Origin of the sequence: Streptomyces sp. NPDC001796 (assembly GCF_042892355.1) — a bacterium.
Classification (GTDB): domain Bacteria; phylum Actinomycetota; class Actinomycetes; order Streptomycetales; family Streptomycetaceae; genus Streptomyces.
Window position 1 is genome coordinate 67912 of sequence record NZ_JBIAUC010000018.1, and the last position, 16183, is coordinate 84094.

General features: G+C 70.2%; 18 protein-coding genes and 2 pseudogenes. 14 read left to right on the forward strand and 6 right to left on the reverse strand.

What is annotated here, in order from left to right; translation table 11 throughout:
- Nucleotides 1-247: 247 nt before the first annotated feature.
- Nucleotides 248-1501 carry a glycoside hydrolase family 27 protein gene (locus ACFYZE_RS28490; RefSeq protein ID WP_388999937.1) on the reverse strand — a complete coding sequence of 418 codons (1254 nt, stop codon included), beginning with the start codon at nucleotides 1499-1501 and terminating at the stop codon, nucleotides 248-250.
- Nucleotides 1502-1823: 322 nt separating this feature from the next.
- Between ACFYZE_RS28490 and ltaE the strand changes: the two genes are divergently transcribed.
- Nucleotides 1824-2861 carry a low-specificity L-threonine aldolase gene (gene ltaE / locus ACFYZE_RS28495; protein WP_388999940.1) on the forward strand — a complete coding sequence of 346 codons (1038 nt, stop codon included), beginning with the start codon at nucleotides 1824-1826 and terminating at the stop codon, nucleotides 2859-2861.
- Between the two features lie 278 nt (nucleotides 2862-3139).
- Nucleotides 3140-3997 (forward strand): aldo/keto reductase, encoded by an 858-nt coding sequence (locus ACFYZE_RS28500; RefSeq protein WP_388999942.1) that lies wholly within the window; start codon nucleotides 3140-3142, stop codon nucleotides 3995-3997.
- Between the two features lie 171 nt (nucleotides 3998-4168).
- Here the strand turns inward: ACFYZE_RS28500 and ACFYZE_RS28505 are convergent, their stop codons facing one another.
- The 3 genes from ACFYZE_RS28505 to ACFYZE_RS28515 are packed head-to-tail and all read right to left on the reverse strand — an operon-like array spanning nucleotide 4169 to nucleotide 4898.
- Nucleotides 4169-4486, reverse strand: a complete 318-nt coding sequence (locus ACFYZE_RS28505; RefSeq protein ID WP_388999945.1) for an NAD(P)-dependent oxidoreductase — start codon at nucleotides 4484-4486, stop codon at nucleotides 4169-4171.
- Complete coding sequence (locus ACFYZE_RS28510) at nucleotides 4483-4611, reverse strand: hypothetical protein (RefSeq protein ID WP_388999948.1); 129 nt, start codon at nucleotides 4609-4611, stop codon at nucleotides 4483-4485. Before ACFYZE_RS28510 ends, ACFYZE_RS28505 begins: the two co-directional genes overlap by 4 nt.
- Nucleotides 4612-4655: 44 nt before the next feature.
- A complete protein-coding gene (locus ACFYZE_RS28515) occupies nucleotides 4656-4898 on the reverse strand; it encodes a hypothetical protein (RefSeq protein ID WP_389000156.1) in 243 nt (80 codons plus the stop codon).
- Between ACFYZE_RS28515 and ACFYZE_RS28520 the strand changes: the two are divergent.
- From ACFYZE_RS28520 to ACFYZE_RS28530, 3 genes and pseudogenes are all read left to right on the forward strand, one after another.
- A pseudogene (locus ACFYZE_RS28520) lies at nucleotides 4839-5423 on the forward strand (LamG domain-containing protein); the annotation flags it as partial. The gene ACFYZE_RS28515 and the pseudogene ACFYZE_RS28520 overlap by 60 nt on opposite strands.
- 184 nt (nucleotides 5424-5607) lie before the next feature.
- Entirely contained in the window at nucleotides 5608-6147 is a 540-nt protein-coding gene (locus ACFYZE_RS28525) for a hypothetical protein (RefSeq protein ID WP_389000158.1), read from the forward strand.
- 62 nt (nucleotides 6148-6209) lie between these two features.
- Complete coding sequence (locus ACFYZE_RS28530) at nucleotides 6210-6698, forward strand: hypothetical protein (protein WP_388999951.1); 489 nt, start codon at nucleotides 6210-6212, stop codon at nucleotides 6696-6698.
- On the opposite strand, the gene ACFYZE_RS28535 is transcribed toward ACFYZE_RS28530, so the two are convergent.
- The gene (locus ACFYZE_RS28535; RefSeq protein WP_388999954.1) at nucleotides 6656-6817 is read right to left on the reverse strand and encodes a hypothetical protein; all 162 of its coding nucleotides are present in this window, start codon (nucleotides 6815-6817) and stop codon (nucleotides 6656-6658) included. The two genes, ACFYZE_RS28530 and ACFYZE_RS28535, sit on opposite strands and share 43 nt — an antisense overlap.
- Nucleotides 6818-6915: 98 nt before the next feature.
- Between ACFYZE_RS28535 and ACFYZE_RS28540 the strand changes: the two genes are divergently transcribed.
- From ACFYZE_RS28540 to ACFYZE_RS28560, 5 genes are all read left to right on the forward strand, one after another.
- Nucleotides 6916-7941: a zinc-binding alcohol dehydrogenase family protein gene (locus tag ACFYZE_RS28540; protein ID WP_388999957.1), complete on the forward strand. Its 1026-nt coding sequence runs from the start codon at nucleotides 6916-6918 to the stop codon at nucleotides 7939-7941.
- 244 nt (nucleotides 7942-8185) lie between these two features.
- On the forward strand, nucleotides 8186-8806 hold the full coding sequence (locus tag ACFYZE_RS28545; protein WP_388999960.1) for a putative quinol monooxygenase: 621 nt from the start codon (nucleotides 8186-8188) through the stop codon (nucleotides 8804-8806).
- Nucleotides 8803-9780 (forward strand): L-threonylcarbamoyladenylate synthase, encoded by a 978-nt coding sequence (locus tag ACFYZE_RS28550; RefSeq protein WP_388999963.1) that lies wholly within the window; start codon nucleotides 8803-8805, stop codon nucleotides 9778-9780. Before ACFYZE_RS28545 ends, ACFYZE_RS28550 begins: the two co-directional genes overlap by 4 nt.
- Nucleotides 9781-10214: 434 nt before the next feature.
- Nucleotides 10215-10622, forward strand: coding sequence for a YciI family protein (locus ACFYZE_RS28555; RefSeq protein ID WP_388999966.1), 408 nt, complete (start codon nucleotides 10215-10217; stop codon nucleotides 10620-10622).
- Nucleotides 10623-10630: 8 nt separating this feature from the next.
- Nucleotides 10631-11776, forward strand: coding sequence for an RNA polymerase sigma factor (locus ACFYZE_RS28560; protein WP_389000130.1), 1146 nt, complete (start codon nucleotides 10631-10633; stop codon nucleotides 11774-11776).
- 300 nt (nucleotides 11777-12076) lie between these two features.
- On the opposite strand, the gene ACFYZE_RS28565 is transcribed toward ACFYZE_RS28560, so the two are convergent.
- Complete coding sequence (locus ACFYZE_RS28565) at nucleotides 12077-12919, reverse strand: phosphotransferase (protein WP_388999969.1); 843 nt, start codon at nucleotides 12917-12919, stop codon at nucleotides 12077-12079.
- 179 nt (nucleotides 12920-13098) lie between these two features.
- Here ACFYZE_RS28565 and ACFYZE_RS28570 point away from each other — a divergent pair, with 179 nt between their 5' ends.
- From ACFYZE_RS28570 to ACFYZE_RS28585, 4 genes and pseudogenes are all read left to right on the forward strand, one after another.
- Entirely contained in the window at nucleotides 13099-13593 is a 495-nt protein-coding gene (locus ACFYZE_RS28570) for a MarR family winged helix-turn-helix transcriptional regulator (protein WP_388999972.1), read from the forward strand.
- Nucleotides 13590-14033, forward strand: coding sequence for a MarR family transcriptional regulator (locus ACFYZE_RS28575; protein WP_388999975.1), 444 nt, complete (start codon nucleotides 13590-13592; stop codon nucleotides 14031-14033). The genes ACFYZE_RS28570 and ACFYZE_RS28575 overlap by 4 nt, the downstream gene beginning before the upstream one ends.
- 775 nt (nucleotides 14034-14808) lie before the next feature.
- Nucleotides 14809-15792, forward strand: a complete 984-nt coding sequence (locus ACFYZE_RS28580) for an acetylxylan esterase (RefSeq protein WP_388999978.1) — start codon at nucleotides 14809-14811, stop codon at nucleotides 15790-15792.
- A gap of 23 nt (nucleotides 15793-15815) precedes the next feature.
- Nucleotides 15816-16175, forward strand: a pseudogene (locus ACFYZE_RS28585) (family 1 glycosylhydrolase); the annotation flags it as partial.
- Between the last annotated feature and the right edge of the window lie 8 nt (nucleotides 16176-16183).

The window sequence follows — 16183 nt, forward strand, 5'->3', positions numbered from 1 at the left end:
CGGTCGCCGTGCCCAGATCCCAGCGGATCAAGTCCTGACCGGGATCTGGCGCATCGACAGCTCATCGACGTATCACCCGGTGACACCTGACAGCGGCTGTCCTGCGCGACGGCGCGAAGGGACCGCGGATCTACGACTGGGCCGCGGCCGGACTGCCGGCCAACCCGATCTTCGGCCCCACCCCGCCGAACCAGCGTCGACGGGTGATGGCCCGCCGTGGCCTGTCCGGCCCCGGCCGTGGCTCGGCTCAGGCGGATATGCCGGACGGAGTCAGGCGTATCAGGACCGCGCCGTGAGCGGGCAGTTCGAGACGCAGGTCACGTCCGTCGTGCGGGATGTCCCTGCGCGTCCATACCTCCCGCACGTGGTCGCCGGCGCCCGCGCCGATGGACCCGAGGGGTACGGCCACCTGGCTCGGGGCGTCGGCCAGGGAGAACACCGCGGCGTAACGGGTGCGGCCGTCCACGTCCCCGGCCGTCCACAGGACGAGGTCCCGCTCGCGCAGGACCTCCCGGTTGTCCCTGCTGTGCCACAGCACGTCCAGCGCCTCGTCGTTGGTGAGGAGGTCGATGGTCTCCGGCGGGCTGGTGGGCAGGTCGCCGCCCATCATCAGCGGGGAGCGCGAGATCAGCCACAGGGTGAGCAGGCTGGTCTGCTCGGCGCGGGTGAGGGAGCACAGCCGGTCCTCGCCGCGCTCGGCACGGATGCCGATATGCCCGAGCGGCAGCATGTCGGCGTCCGCCCAGCCGCGCTCGCTCTGCCAGGGAGCCCAGCGGGCCGTGCGGGCGAACTGGGCTTCGACGTCCTCCCACCGGTCCCACAGGTCGTCGCAGATCCGCCACATCGTGGCGTGCTCCCGCAGATGGTCCAGACGGGCCAGCGAGACGTCGGTGCCGGGCGAGAGGCTCAGCTCGATCGGCCGCCCGCTACGCTCGATGGCCCGGGCGTAGGCGGCGATCTCCCGCTCGTGGTACGGGAAGAGCATGTCGTCGGCCTTGATGAAGTCAACGCCCCATTCGGCGAACCGGGCGACCTGGGAGTCGTAGTACGCCTGGGCGCCCGGGTGGTCGTGGTTCAGGCCGTAGTTGTCGGAGTTCCAGGGGCAGACCGAGCCGGTGTCGGCGATCTCGTCGGCCGTGAAGCCGGTTCCCGCGACAGGCAGCCGGGCGGCGACGGCACGGCGCGGGATGCCCCGCATGATGTGCAGGCCGAACCGCAGACCGAGACCGTGCATCCGCCCGGCCAGCGGCGCGAAGCCTGCTCCCTGTGCGGCGGAGGGGAACCGGTTCGGCGCCGGGAGCTGGCGGCCGTACGCGTCCAGGACCACGGGTGCGTCCGGGTTGTAGCCGTGGGCGCGGGCCGTCGGCTCGTACCACTGGATGTCCACCACGACGGTGTCCCAGCCGTGCGCCAGCAGGTGGTCCCGCATGAACTCCGCGTTGGCGAGCACCTCGTCCTCGGTGACGGTGGTGCCGTAGCAGTCCCAGCTGTTCCACCCCATCGGCGGACGCGCCTGGTGCGGGGGGATCGGGCGTGGCTGCCGGGTCATCGCTGATCGCTTTCGGTGCGGGTGCGCACAACGCGTTCCGTGCGGGTGCGCACAACGGTGACGGATCAGGGCGGGAGCTCGCACACCGGGCCGGTCACACGATCCTCGACCGGGCAGGCCGTGGGTGTGAAGCGGCTCGTGGCGTGCGACTGGGTTGCGAGAGTAGTCCTGACCGTTCCCCTCGCCGCGCCTGTGCGGGTCTTTGGGCCAGTACGTGACGCGGATCGGCCGCCCCGCCGACGCTCCGCGGACGGTGGCCCGGTAGGAAGGAGGCATGGACAACGTCATAGACCTGCGGAGCGACACCGTCACCCGCCCCACCGAGCCGATGCGTACCGCCATGGCGCGGGCCGACGTGGGGGACGACGTGTTCGGCGACGATCCCGCGGTGAATGCCTTGCAGGAACGGTTGGCGGAGTTGCTCGGCTTCCCCGCCGCGCTCTTCGTCTCGTCGGGCACCCAGAGCAATCTGTGCGCACTGCTCAGTCACTGCGGGCGCGGTGACGAGTACATCGCGGGGTGGAACGCACATGTCTACTCCCACGAGGGCGGCGGGGCGGCGGTGCTCGGCGGGATTCAGCCGCATCCGTTGCCGCACCAGGAGGACGGGACACTCGACCTCACGCGCGTCGAGGCGGCGGTCAAACCGGACGATCCGCATTTCGCGCGGACCCGGCTGCTGTGTCTGGAGAACACGTTCGGAGGCATGGTGATCGCTCCGGAGTATCTGGAATCGGCCACGGCTGTGGCCCGCAAGCACGGACTGGCGACGCACCTGGACGGGGCCAGGCTGTTCAACGCCGCGGTGGCCGGCGGCGGCGATCCCTACGAGGGAGCGCGGAAGATCGCGGAACACTTCGACAGCGTGTCGGTGTGTTTCAGCAAGGGCTTGGGGGCACCGGTGGGCTCGGTGTTGCTCGGTTCCGGGGAATTCATCAGTGAGGCCCTGCGGTGGAGGAAGGTTCTGGGCGGAGGCATGCGGCAGGCGGGAGTACTGGCGGCGGCCGCGTCGTACGCGCTGGACCACCACGTCGAACGGTTGGCCGAGGACCACGCCAACGCCGCGCTGTTCGCCGAAACCCTCGACGGCGTACCGGGACTCGAGGTCGGCGCGGCGCGCACCAACATGGTGTTCGCACGGGCCGTCGCGGGCGTCACTCCGCAGGACCTGGTGGAGCGGCTGGCCGCCAGGGGTGTGCTGTGCACGGGCGGACCGCAGTTCCGGTTCGTGTTCCACCTGGACGTCTCGCGGGAGGACGCGGAGCGCGCGGCGATCGTGGTGCGCGAGACCCTGGCCGACAGCACCGCCTGACGGGCAGCGGTGCACGCACCCGCGTCGCCGCGAGAGTTCCGCAGCCGGATCTCGCCCAGCGGCATGGTCGCTGTGCGCGGTCCGGCTCGTGCTGCAATCGGTGAGCGTTGTGAAGGTCGCCCCATTCAGATGACTCGCTGCTGAATGCGTTCACTTTCTTCTATTGGACCCCTGGCTGCTGCTCCACGACGCTGGGTTGTGCCGACGTTGCCGCAGGGCCCCTGCCGCAGGTGTTGGTCGGCATCAGTTCTCCGTGAGCCGAAAGAGGTCTCGAGCACATGCACACTCGCCGCATCGGTGACGTCGAGGTCAGTGCGATCGGCCTGGGCGGCATGCCCATGTCGATCGAGGGCCGCCCCGAAGAGGCACGTTCCCTCGCCACCATTCACGCCGCGCTCGACGCCGGCGTGACGCTGATCGACACTGCCGATGCCTATCACCGGGACGCCGGTGAAGTCGGTCATAACGAAACCCTGATCGCCAAGGCTCTCGCCTCCCACGCGCTGGGCGGGGATGTCCTCGTCGCCACGAAGGGTGGCCACCTGCGTCCCGGAGACGGCAGCTGGACGCAGGACGGCTCCCCCAAGCACATCAAGGAGGCCTGTGAAGCCTCCCTGCGCCGCCTTGGCGTTGAGGCCATCGGGCTCTACCAGTTCCACCGTCCCGATCCCAAGGTCCCCTACGCCGAATCGGTCGGTGCGGTGCGGGAACTCCTCGACGAGGGCAAGATCCGCATGGCCGGTATCTCCAACGCCGACCCCGACCAGATCCGGCAGGCGGGCGAGATCCTCGGCGGCCGCCTGGTCTCCGTCCAGAACCAGTTCTCGCCGGCCTTCCGCTCCAGTGAGCCGGAGCTTCAGCTGTGTGACGAGCTCGGCATCGCGTTCCTGCCGTGGAGCCCCCTGGGCGGCATCTCCCGTGCGCGCGAACTGGGCTCCGCCTACGCACCGTTCGCGCGCGTGGCCGAGGCCCACGGGGTGAGTCCGCAGCAGGTCTGCCTGGCCTGGATGCTCGCGAAGTCGCCGATCGTCGTTCCGATCCCCGGCGCGAGCCGGCCGGAGACCATCCGTGACTCGGCGGCGGCTGCCGAGCTGAAGCTGACGGACGAGGAAATCGCCGAGCTGGACGCCGTGTGACACTTTGCGACCAGCCCCTGACGCCGGCTCGGCCACCGAGCCGGCGTCCACGAGAATCGCCGAGCCGGTGGCAGCCGTCGCCCGTCGGCCCTTTCAGCCTTGGGCAGGAACCACGGCGCGCTCGGGAAGGCGCCTTTGCTCAACTCCTCCCAGCAGGCGGCGAATCAGGGGTCAGGTGCCCCGGCGCGGTGATGCCCGCTGAGTGCGAGGCGACCACGGTGGGCGGCAGTCTCCGGACCGGGTCGTCGGATTCGGGCGGCCCCTCACCCCGCACGTCGAGCGCGGCCGTGCGCACCGCGCCTGTGTCCATCGCGTGGCGGGGGCGGCGAGGGCGACGTCGGAGCCGCGACCGGCGTTGATGAGCGTGGCGCCCCGCACGGCGTCGAACCTGTCGGCGTCGACGAAGTTCTCCGTCTCGAAGGTCACCGGCAGCGTGGAGACGACCCAGCGGGCCCAGCCGAGCAGGGCGTCGGTCGCGTCGGCGGTCACCGTCTCGTCGAAGCCAGGACGGCGGAACGCGCGGTGCGGATGGTCCAGTCGCTGTCGATGGCCTGCTGGGCGGCAGAGAGCGGATGACCGGTCAGCCACGCGTTCGCCCACCTGGCTAGACTCATCCCGATCATTCAAAGGGCGGGCCGGTCACAGCACGATCGGCCTGTTAGGGGAGGGGGACGCGATGGCCGGAGTGGTGAGCAGACGCGGATTGCTGGGCGGGGCCGCGCTCGTGGGAGTCGGAGCGCTGGCGGGCGTGGTACAGAGCGCCGGTACGGCTGCGGCCGAGGCGCCACTGGACACACCGTTCACACCGGTGTCGGCGCCGCATGTACTGCAGGCCGAGCAGATGGTGCAGTACCAGCGTCTGCTGGCGGCCGGTCACCTGCCGGACGGTCTGGTCGGTCACTGGCCGCTGGACGGCACGGCAGCCGACAGGTCGGGCTACGAACACTCCGTCACCCTCGGTTCGGGCGCAACGTGGACCACGCTTCGGGCCGGCGGGGAGCTGAGCCTGGACGGCACGTCGGGCGCGTACGCGGCCACTGGCTCGGTCCTGGACACGACGGCACCGTTCACGGTCTCGGCGTGGGTGCGTCTCTCGGACGCGGCCAGTCTCTCCACCATGTACACCGCGGTAAGCCAGGACGGCTCGATGGTGAGCCGTTTCCTCCTCCAGTACGACGACACAGCCGGCACATGGGCATTCAAAGTGCGCAGCGCCGACCAGAGCACCAAGGTCTCCGCCCTGGCGGCCAACCCCGCCACACGGGGCCTCTGGACGCACCTGGCCGGTGTCTGGGACGGCACGCAGATCCACCTCTACGTCAACGGCACGCTCGAGGGCAGCGCGGACTCGACCCTGTCCTGGGCTGCGACGGAAGGCTTCAACATCGGGCGCGCCAAGTGGAACAGCGCCCCGGCGAACCGCTTCAACGGCGCCGTCGATGACGTTCGCGCCTACGGCCGCGCACTGACCGCCGACGAGGTCGCCGTCATCAGCGGCCGGACGGCCCGCGCCAACAACGTTTACTTGATAGGCTCCCCGTCGTCCGTGACATGGGGCACTCCCGACGACGTGGATCGCCCACGCCCGCTGCTCGTCCTTCCTCACGCGGGTGCTGAAGCACACCTACGGCTGGGCGACGGACGACTACTTCACGAAGTACTTCCAGGACACCATCCCGGAGGCCGCGGACTACCGCAAAGCCTTCGCCGACGGTACGGCCGGCCCCCGCTTCCGGCGCATCCGCAAGGTGACCGACCTGCGGCCGGGCGACCTGATCGCTATCGACTACAACGGTCAGGTCGCGGACAACACCGGCCACATCGTGATGGTCCGCGAGGTGAAGGGCACCTTCACCGGCACCGCCGACTTCACCGGCGAGACGCAGTACGCCGTCGAGGTCATCGACTGCACGTCCGACCCGCACGGCGTGTACGGCCTGTCCAACTACCCGGCGTACCCCGACAGCCGCATGGTCAGCAATGTCACCGGCGAGAACTTCCAGGGCGTCGGCATCGGTCACATGATGTTCTACGCCTCCGACGCCACTGGGGAGTTCTCGCGCTATCGGTGGAGCGTCAACACCAGCAAGACCACGGCGGAGACGCTGACGGTCGCCGACCGGCCGATCGCCGCGGCACGGGTGGTGTGACCTTCGGCGAATCGCTGTCCCACAACCCAACGACGACCGGGTGATGCGGGCGAGGTGTGGCCGTGAAGGCGAAGCAGAAGCCCGGCGCGCTGCGCCGGGCTTCGTCCTACCCGCCTCACCACACAGGGGGCCCACCGAGCTCCTCATCAGGCTTCACGATTCTCTCCTGTCACGGTAGCCGTGGCGCCGAAGCGTCCGGTTTCGAGGGGTTCCACGAACTGCTGCTGCCCCTGCTCGACCGTATCGACGCTCTGCCGCCGCGCCAGCGCATGACCCTCAAGGTCGCGTTCGGAGCGGAGGGGGAACCGGCCGACCGTTTCATCACCGGGCTCGCCAGCTTCGAGCTGCTGGAGGAAGCCGCGGCGCGAGGTTCCGTCGTGCTGCTGGTCGAGGACCTGAACTGGCTCGACCAGTCGACAGCCGACATCGTCAGCTTCCTCGCGGCCCTGAGTGAGCGGGCGGCCGACACGTGGTGGGCGCGTCGCGCTCCGCCCAGCCGCCTGGCGGCTCACTCCCCCGTCGGCAGGCGGCGGGTGCGCTCGCCCGGCTGAACAGCCTGCACCTGGGCGATGACGGTGTCGAGGAGATCGATGCGATCGATGCCCTGATCAACGTCGACGGCCTCACCCCATTGCAGGCCGCCGACCGCTACCTCGCGAAGCACGACCAACCCCAGACCGTGTGACACGCCACGCGACGACGCGGCGGCGCGCCCGTGCACAACGACTTGCCCATTCGAGCAGCACACGGAAGGCGAAGATTCTCCCCATGAACAAGAGCACCATGCGGGCCGTCGGTTACCGCAAGAGCCTCCCCGTCAGCGACGCGGACAGCCTGGTCGACGTGGAACTGCCCGTCCCCGAGCCCGGCCCGCACGACCTGCTGGTGAAGGTCGAAGCCGTAGCGGTCAACCCCGTCGACTACAAGATCCGGCAGAACAACGACCCGGGCGGCGCGATCAAGGTGCTCGGCTGGGACGCGGCGGGCACCGTGGTCGCGGTCGGCGAGAAGGTCGAGAAGTTCAAGGCCGGCGACGAGGTGTACTACGCGGGCGCTCTGGACCGGGCCGGCGCCAACTCCGAGTACCACACGGTCGACGAGCGCATCGTGGCCCTCAAGCCCGCCACGTTGTCCTTCACGGAAGCCGCAGCCCTGCCGCTGACCTCGCTGACCGCCTGGGAGGGTCTGTTCGAACACCTCGGCCTGGAGAACGGCGGACTGAACCAGGACGGCGCCCTGCTGATCACCGCCGCGGCCGGAGGCGTCGGTTCCATCACGGCCCAGCTGGCCCGCGCCCTGACCAGCCTGACCGTCATCGGCACCGCCTCCCGTCCGGAGACCGTCGAGTTCGCCACCCGCATGGGTGTGCGGCACATCGTGGACCACCGCGAGCCTTTGGTCCCCCAGATCGCCGAGGTGGCCCCGAACGGACTGACACACGTGTTCAGCACCGCCAACACCGACGGCAACCTCAGCGCCTACGCCGAAACCCTGCGGCCCTTCGGCAGGATCGTCGCCATCGACGACTTCGACTCCCTGCCCATCGGAGTGCTGAAGGCCAAGAGCATCTCCTACCACTGGGAGTTCATGTTCACCCGCTCCATGTTCCAGACTCCCGACCAGGACCGGCAGCAGCACATCCTCACCCAGATCGCCCGCCTGGTGGACGCGGGCATCATCACCACAACCGCCGTGAAGGACCTCGGCAGGATCAACGCGGCGAACCTCCGCGAGGCACACCGCGTCATGGAGTCCGGCACCGCCATCGGCAAGATCACTCTCACCGGCTTCTGAGCCGCCCGCCACCGACGGGCCCCGCATCACCGTGGCCCGTCGTACATGCCGGCCCGGCCGCGCAATGCTGCCCGCAGGCGCTGGTGACCTGCGTCAATGGGCATCAGCAACAAGCATCATTCGTCTGACCGATCCGCGGTGACGACAGTTGTTCCGGACCGCGGCCGGCCGTGCGGCGGTCCCCGCGGGTGTGCACGGCCGCATCCGGCCCCCCTGGGCCACCCGACGACCTACGGAGAATCCCATGCCCCACCCTGAGACCGGGCCCATCGTCCTCGTCGCGCGCATGCAGGCGCGTCCCGGCAAGGAGCAGGAACTGCGGGACGCGCTGCCCGCGCTGGTGGCCGCCACCCGGCAGGAGGACGGTTGCCTCACCTACGTGCCGCACCAGGGTCTGGACGACCCCGGGCTGCTGGTGATGCACGAGGTGTGGCAGAGCGAGGAGCACCTGCGTGCCCACTCGGGCAGCGACCACCTGCGGCAGTTCGCGAAGCTCGCGGAGACGCTGACGGTGGGGGGCATCCAGATCGAGCGGCTGACCGAGCTGGCCGTGTGGACAGTACGTCCGGCCGGCAACGGCCGCCGGAAGCGGCTCCGCCCGGCCGTGGGCGCCCGGCGAAGGCGTCGGTGTCCGAACCTTCTCCGGGCGCGTCCCGTCCCGTGGTTCGCAGACGACCGGCTGCCGGCCGCCGCCGTCGAGGAGGGTCCCGCCATCGAGATGGGTCGGGACCTGTCCTCGATGAGCGGCATCCTGGCCGGCACCGCCTACCGACTGCCGCCGGCCCCGACGGCCCGGCCTCACTTCAGGTGCCGGGCGAAGATCGTGCCTCGCCGGTCGTCGAGGCACCTAGGATTGCGAGGGTGACGGCGAGAACCAATGACATCGAGAAGGCGGCCACTGTGCTGCGCGCCGGCGGTCTGGTGGCCCTCCCGACCGAAACCGTCTACGGACTGGGCGCCAACGCCGAGGACCCCGCCGCTGTTGCGCGCATCTTCCAGGTCAAGGGACGCCCGCCGTCCCACCCACTGATCGTCCACATCGGCGGCGCGAAGCATCTGGACGACTGGGTCCAGGACGTGCCCCAAGCGGCGCGCCTGCTGGCCGAGCACTTCTGGCCGGGGCCGCTCACGCTGGTCCTGAGGCGCGGTTCCCGCGTGCCCCTCGCAGCGACCGGTGGCCTTGAGACGGTGGCCGTGCGCGTGCCCGACCACCCCGTCGCACTCGCGCTGCTGTCAGCCTTCGGCGGCGGTGTCACGGCCCCGTCCGCCAACCGCTTCGGCTCGGTCAGCCCCACCACGGCGGACCATGTCCGTGCCGAGCTCGGCGATGCTGTCGACTTCGTGCTGGACGGCGGCCCTTGCGAGGTCGGCGTCGAGTCGACCATCGTCGACGCCACGGGCGATGTCCCGAGCATCCTTCGGCCCGGCGGGGTGACGCGCGAGGACCTCGAAGCGGTGCTGGGGCGCCCGCTTGCGGTCCCCTCGACCAGCCACATTCGGGTGCCGGGCCAGCATCCGTCTCACTACGCACCGCGTGCTCGGGTCGTCCTCGTCGAGCCGGAGAAGGTCGTCGCCGAAGCGGAGACTGCGCAGGAGGTGGGGCACCAGGTGGGCGTCTTCCTTCCGCCCTCCTTCGCCGATGTTCCGGTGAAGGCGCACGCCGTGGTGACGGTTCCCGGTTCGATGGCCGCCTACGCGCGCGGGCTGTACGGGTTCCTGCGCGAGTTCGACCAGCGAGGGTGTGATCTCATCGTCGCCTCCTTGCCCGTGGAGGAGGGGCTGGGACTGGCGATCGCAAACCGGCTCCGCCGCGCCGCGGGCCCCCGGACCAGCGCGTGACCAGCGACGACGCGGTGCCGTCAGCAAGGCGTTCTCGACTGCGGCCGTGGTGAAGGTGGCCGGTTTCTTGCTGACGGGGCCGTAGCCGGCCTGCCGCACCCTGCCGACGGGGTCGTGCAGCCAGGCAAAGGTCCGCGGGCAGGCCGAGCGCGGCACGCCAGGTGCCGGAGGCAGCAGTCGTGACGCGGACACGACCAGCAGGGCAAAGCCGACCGCTGCGCACAGCAGGTGGCGCATGTCCCAGCCCGCGACGCCGTACTGCCCCAACGCCGCTGTGGACCCGGACACCACGAGACGGCTCGCCGAGGCTCACCGAAGCTCATCCATGAGAGTCCAAAAAAAATCGGACGGCGATGTCGAGAACCCGGTTCCGGCTCCGTCCCCGGGGTGAACGCGACCACAATGGGTCGCACGAGCACCGAGGAGAACCCCCGATGGCCAAGTACCTTCTGCTGAAGCACTACCGCGGCGCTCCGGCCCCGGTCAACAACGTGCCCATGGACCAGTGGACGCCGGAGGAGATCTCGGCGCACATGCAGTACATGCAGGACTTCGCGGCCCGGCTGGAGAAGACCGGCGAGTTCGTCGACGGTCAGGCGCTCGCCCCCGAGGGAGCGTGGGTCCGCTACGACGGTGAGGGGCGCCCGCCCGTCACCGACGGACCGTTCGCGGAGACCAAGGACCTCATCGCCGGCTGGATGATCATCGACGTCGACAGCTACGAGCGCGCCGTCGAGCTGGCCGGGGAACTGTCGGCCGCCCCTGGAGCGGGCGGCAAGCCGATCCACGAGTGGCTGGAGGTGCGCCCGTTCCTGGCGGCGCTGCCCACCATCACGGAGTGACGTCACCGATGGACGAGGTCCTGCTCAGGAGCCTCACGCCAAGCGTGCTCACCGTCCTCGTCCGCCGCGGAGCCGACTTCGCGGCGGCCGAGGACGCCGTGCAGGACGCTCTGGTCGAGGCGATCCGCGTCTGGCCCGCAGAGCCGCCGCGGGATGCCAAGGGCTGGCTGGTCACCGTGGCATGGCGCAAGTTCCTCGACGCGGCCCGCTCGGACGCCACCCGCCGCCGGCGTGAGGACCGCGTCGAGGAGGAGCCGGCGCCCGGGCCGGCGCCCGCGGTGGACGACACGCTCCAGCTCTACTTCCTGTGCGCCCACCCTTCGCTGACCCCGGCATCGGCGGTCGCGCTCACGCTGCGCGCCGTCGGCGGGCTGACCACCCGCCAGATCGCCGCGGCCTACCTGGTGCCCGAGGCGACCATGGCGCAGCGCATCAGCCGGGCCAAGCGCACCGTCGCCGGCGTACGCTTCGACCGGCCCGGCGACGTCGCCACCGTGCTGCGCGTCCTCTACCTCGTCTTCAACGAGGGCTACTCCGGCGACGTCGACCTCGCCGCCGAGGCCATCCGGCTCACCCGGCAGGTCGCGGCCGCCGTCGGCCACCCCGAGGTGGCCGGGCTGCTCGCCCTCATGCTGCTCCACCACGCCCGGCGCGCCGCCCGGACCGCGTCCGACGGCAGCCTGGTGCCGCTCGCCGAGCAGGACCGCGGCCGGTGGGACACCGCGTTGATCGCCGAGGGCGTCGGGATCCTGCAGGCCGCCCTCGCCCGCGACCGGCTGGGCGAGTTCCAGGCCCAGGCCGCCATCGCGGCACTCCACGCTGACGCGCCCACCGCCGAGGAGACCGACTGGGTGCAGATCGTCGAGTGGTACGACGAGCTCACGCGGCTGACCGACAGCCCGGTCGTGCGGCTCAACCGCGCGGTCGCCGTCGCGGAGGCCGACGGACCGCGCGCCGGGCTGGCGGCGCTCGCGGCGCTGGACGCCTCCCTGCCCCGCCACGCCGCGGTGGCGGCGTACCTCCACGAGCGCGACGGCGACCTGGCGACGGCGGCACGGCTTTACGCCGAGGCGGCCCACAAGGCACCCAACCTCGCCGAACGCGACCACCTGACGCGCCAAGCCGCCCGGCTCAACGCCCGCCGATGCCGCTGACGGGCCGCGCACGGATGGACCCAGCGCCTGGTTCCACGCGACCAACCGCACAACCGGAGAGAACGGCTGCTCGGCTCGAGCGAGCGACGACCCGTCCGACGACGGAAAGGCGCCGTTCGCACTGTGGGCAGGTTGCCTCACCGAAGGCGTAGGTCAGGGCGTGCGCCACATCCTCGTGACCGTCCGCCAGGGCCACCCGGGCGCGTGCAGTACCTCCCGAGGTCGCGCGGTGTCTCTGACTCACCGAACAGCAGCGTGTGATCGAGCTGCCGGTTGTGGACCCAGCGGCCCCTCTCGAGTTCAGCCCAGTCCGCAGCGATCGAGCGCAGCACGAACCTGGTTGAGCCCCTCCGCTCTCCAGTGGTCCCGGTCAGGCAGTTGATCGTCTCGGCGCCAGCGCCAGGCCGAGAACATCGCCCAGCTCAGGGCGCGGCACCGGTCGATCAGGCCGTGGTCAGCTCCCGCATAGTGCTTCCCCACTTCTTCGGGCGCATGGGCGAGATCGAACTCGATCGGCCCACGGCAGCACGTGGCGAGGTCTACGAAAAGCGGCCCTCTCCTCGTGTTGAGGAGGTTGCCCGGATGCGGCTCGCCGTGCAACAGCCGGCCGCCGGCTTGCTCCGTGCTGATGGCGGCGCTCAGTCCACTGAGTGCGTTGCGGAGGAGTTCCCGGTCATGATCGAGCAACTCGGGGGACTGCTCCCGGTCGTTCACCTCTCTCAGCGCCCCAGCGACTCGATCGGTGAAGTGCGGTGCGTCCAGATCGATCTGGCGCAGGGCGGCATGGTGCCGCATGAGCGCGTCCGCGTAGTCGGCCGGGGGGATCTCCGATCCCAGAGGCTCGTAGTAGACCCAGAACGAGATGGCGAAGGCATCACGCACATGAACTCGAGGGTCGACCCGAGGCTCGAGTTCAGCCACCGGAGCGCCGACTTCGGCGAGACGGCGGGCAACCTCCACTTCGAACTCAGAACCAGGCAGATGCCCCGGAGGTGCGACCCGAGCCAGAACGTCGCACGGGACCAGGCGCAGTACGACGCGGTCCGAGTCGTTGATGACGACGACATCGTCGACCTGGAGGCCCAGCTCCGAGGCGGTCGCCCGTCCTGCCTCGGCTGCGCGACGGAGTTCCAATGGCTCCATACCGTCCTCCCCCGCTTCCGGGCTGGTGAAGGGCCCAGGACGAGAGTAGTTGAGCACGTCACCGGTCAGCACCGGGATTCGTAAGGGCCGGCGGTCCGTCGCGGAGCCGCGTGCGGTGCGCCGTCATATCCAGCGAAAAATAGTAGCCATGTACATAGATGCCATGTAATCTATTCGCCATGAGCAAGGGTTCGCCGGGCCCCACGCCCGGTTTCCTGGTATGGCGGCTCGCCAACAAATGGCGCGTCGCGGTCGATCGCGCGGTGGCTCCGCTGGGCCTCACCCACGCGCAGTACTCACTGGTCGCGTCGCTGCACGGCATGCAGCGCGCAGGCGAGCGGCCCAGTCAACGCCGACTCGCCGACCACACCGGCCTGGAGGCGCTGTACGTCTCCAAGCTGGCGCGCGCGCTGGAGTCGGCCGGCCTGATCGAGCGCACCCGCGACCCCCGCGACCCACGCGCCGTGCAGCTCTCCCTCACCGAGCAGGGCCAGGCCGTCACGCGGCAGGCCATCGCGGTGGTCCAGGAACTGCTTCAGCAGTTCCTGGAGCCGTTCGGCGGCCTCGACGCCCCGCGGACGCGCGCGTTCACCGACGAACTGATGACGCTGCTCGACGCACCTCTCGCTCCAGCCGTACCGAACGCCGACAGCACTCAGGGGAGAACACCATGACCACCACTGCACCCGCCGCCGACGCCCGCGTCCTCGGCCTGGCCCACTATGCCGCCCGAGGCGTCCTGGAGCACGTCCTGGCCCGGCACGGCATCACGTTCCAGCAGCAGATCGCCCTGCGCGCCGCCATCAACGCAGACGCTCCGCAGACGCCGGACGATGTCGTCACCCAGGTCCGGGGCTCCCTCAAGGCCGATCCGGCCGATATCCGCGCCACTCTCGACGAGCTGCTGGCCAAGCAGCTGCTCGTCGAGAGTGGAGCGCACCTTCGCCCCACGGACGCAGGGCGCGAGCTCATCGCGGCCGTCGGCGCGGAGACCGCCCCCATCACCGCCCGCATCTGGGGTGGGATACCCGCCGAGGACCTGGCCGCCGCCGGCCGCGTCCTCTCCCTGGTCACCGAGCGCGCCAACGCGGAGCTCGCGGCGCTGACCGCCTGACCGAACACCTGCTTCAGCCCGGCAACGGCTGCGGCAGCGTCCGTTCACGGCAAAGCACTCCCCCACCGGCCGCAGCCGTGAGCCGATCCGACACCACTCGCCCTCCTCATCCCACTACAGCGGGCGGAGGGACGTGTTCGGCAGGTGTGCGGGAAGCGCCACCTTGAGGCCGACTCGGTGCCGGCCCCGTCTTCTGGTGTGAGCCGCTCCCGCACGCAGAGAGCAGCGTGCTCAGGGCGACTGCCCCCGGCGCCGACGGCGGTGCGCACGACGGATCTGCGGTTCACAGAGGTGGTCATGGCGATCAGTGGCCCTTCTGTGACGCGGAGAGCTCTGACAGGAAGGCACGTCTCCGCGCACCTTGAGCGGTGCGGAGGGGGAGGCGCGGTGGGGCGCTCGGAGGCGGGCGAAAGGTCACCAGAATGAGTCGACGCGCTTCGACGAGCGTTCACGTCAACTCGGGGTTTCACACCCACCAAGCGGTCGGACGCAACTCCTTTCCTGCTCTCCCGGCACAGGTCCTGACTTGCCGGTCATCAGACTTCTCCAGGGCTCAAGCAGTTGAGAGGCGCCGACGAGACGACGAAACGATTACCAGCCGATTGACAGGCAGTCGGCTCCATGTCACTTTCGAAGCGCTTCGACGATCGTGCTGCCGCCGCATGCTTTGGATTCCTTGCCCATCACAGAGAGGACCGAGACCGGCGGGCCACCGAAACCGGCGGCCCGCCTGTAAAGGCGGCGGGCCGCCCCTTCCCGACATCCGAGGAACGCCATGCCGCTGACAGACATGCCACTCGACGAACTCGTCGGCTACCGCCCGGAGTGCCGAGCCCCGGAGGACTTCGACGCCTTCTGGTCGCGAACCCTCGCCGAGGCGCGTCGCCACGGCGAGGCCGTCAAAGCCGAGCCGGTGACGGACCGGTACCTGTTGCGCACCGTCGAGGTGGACGACGTGCGGTTCCCCGGCTGGCAGGGCGAGCCGGTGGCCGCCTGGCTGATCCGGCCACGCGGCGCCGAGGGGCCGCTGCCGGTCGTCGTCACCTACATCGGCTACAGCGGCGGCCGTGGCCTGCCCACCGAGCACCTGCTCTGGTCCGCCGCAGGCTACGCACAGCTCGTCGTCGACACCCGCGGCCAGGGCCATGACACCCCCGACCGCGGCGAGGGCGACGGAACGCAGTGGGCCTCAGGCTTCATGACCCGCGGCATCGACTCGCCCCAGCACCACTACTACCGGCGGCTGATGACCGACTGCGTCCGCGCGGTGGACGCGGTGGCCGAGCTGCCCGGCCTCGACCCCGAGCGCGTGATCGTCACCGGCGCGAGCCAGGGCGGCGGTCTTTCCCTCGCCGTCGCAGGGCTGGTGCCAGACCGGGTGGCGGCCGTCCTGCCGGACGTCCCCTTCCTCTGCCACTACCGCCGGGCCGTCGAGGCCGCCGGGGACGGGCCCTACCAGGAGATCGCCGCGTACCTGCGCTGGCACAGCCGCCACCGCGTCACGGACGCCTTCACCACCCTCGCCTACTTCGACGGCGTCCACTTCGCCCAGAGGGCCACTGCTCCCGCACTGTTCAGCGTCGGCCTGATGGACCCCGTCTGCCCGCCCTCCACCGTCTACGCTGCCTTCAACCACTACGCGGGCCAGGACCGCTCCATGACCGTCTGGCCGTTCGCGGACCACGGCGGCGGCTACGGCTCCAATCCACCCGTCCAACTGGACTGGCTGGCCGAGCTCAGGCTCGCACCCGAGCAGTGACCCTTGCGCCGCAGCCAGACTTCTTGCTCTGCGACCTCCACGCCCGGTACCCACAGGCGCCGCCGATCTGGATCACCGAGAACGGCTCGGCGGAGGCCGACACCGTCGCACCCGACGGCCGCATTCACGACGCCGACCGTATCGCCTACCTCTCCGACCACCTCACCGCCGTGGCCGACGCCATCGCCGCCGGTGTGGACGTACGCGGCTACTACGCCTGGTCGCTGCTGGACAACTTCGAGTAGGCACGCGGCTACGACCAGCGATTCGGCCTCGTCCACGTCGACTACGGCACGCTGACCCGCACCCCCAAGGACAGCTACCACTGGTACCGGGGCCTGATCACCGCGCACCGTGCGCGTACGGAGGAACCTGCCCGTTGAAGTTCACG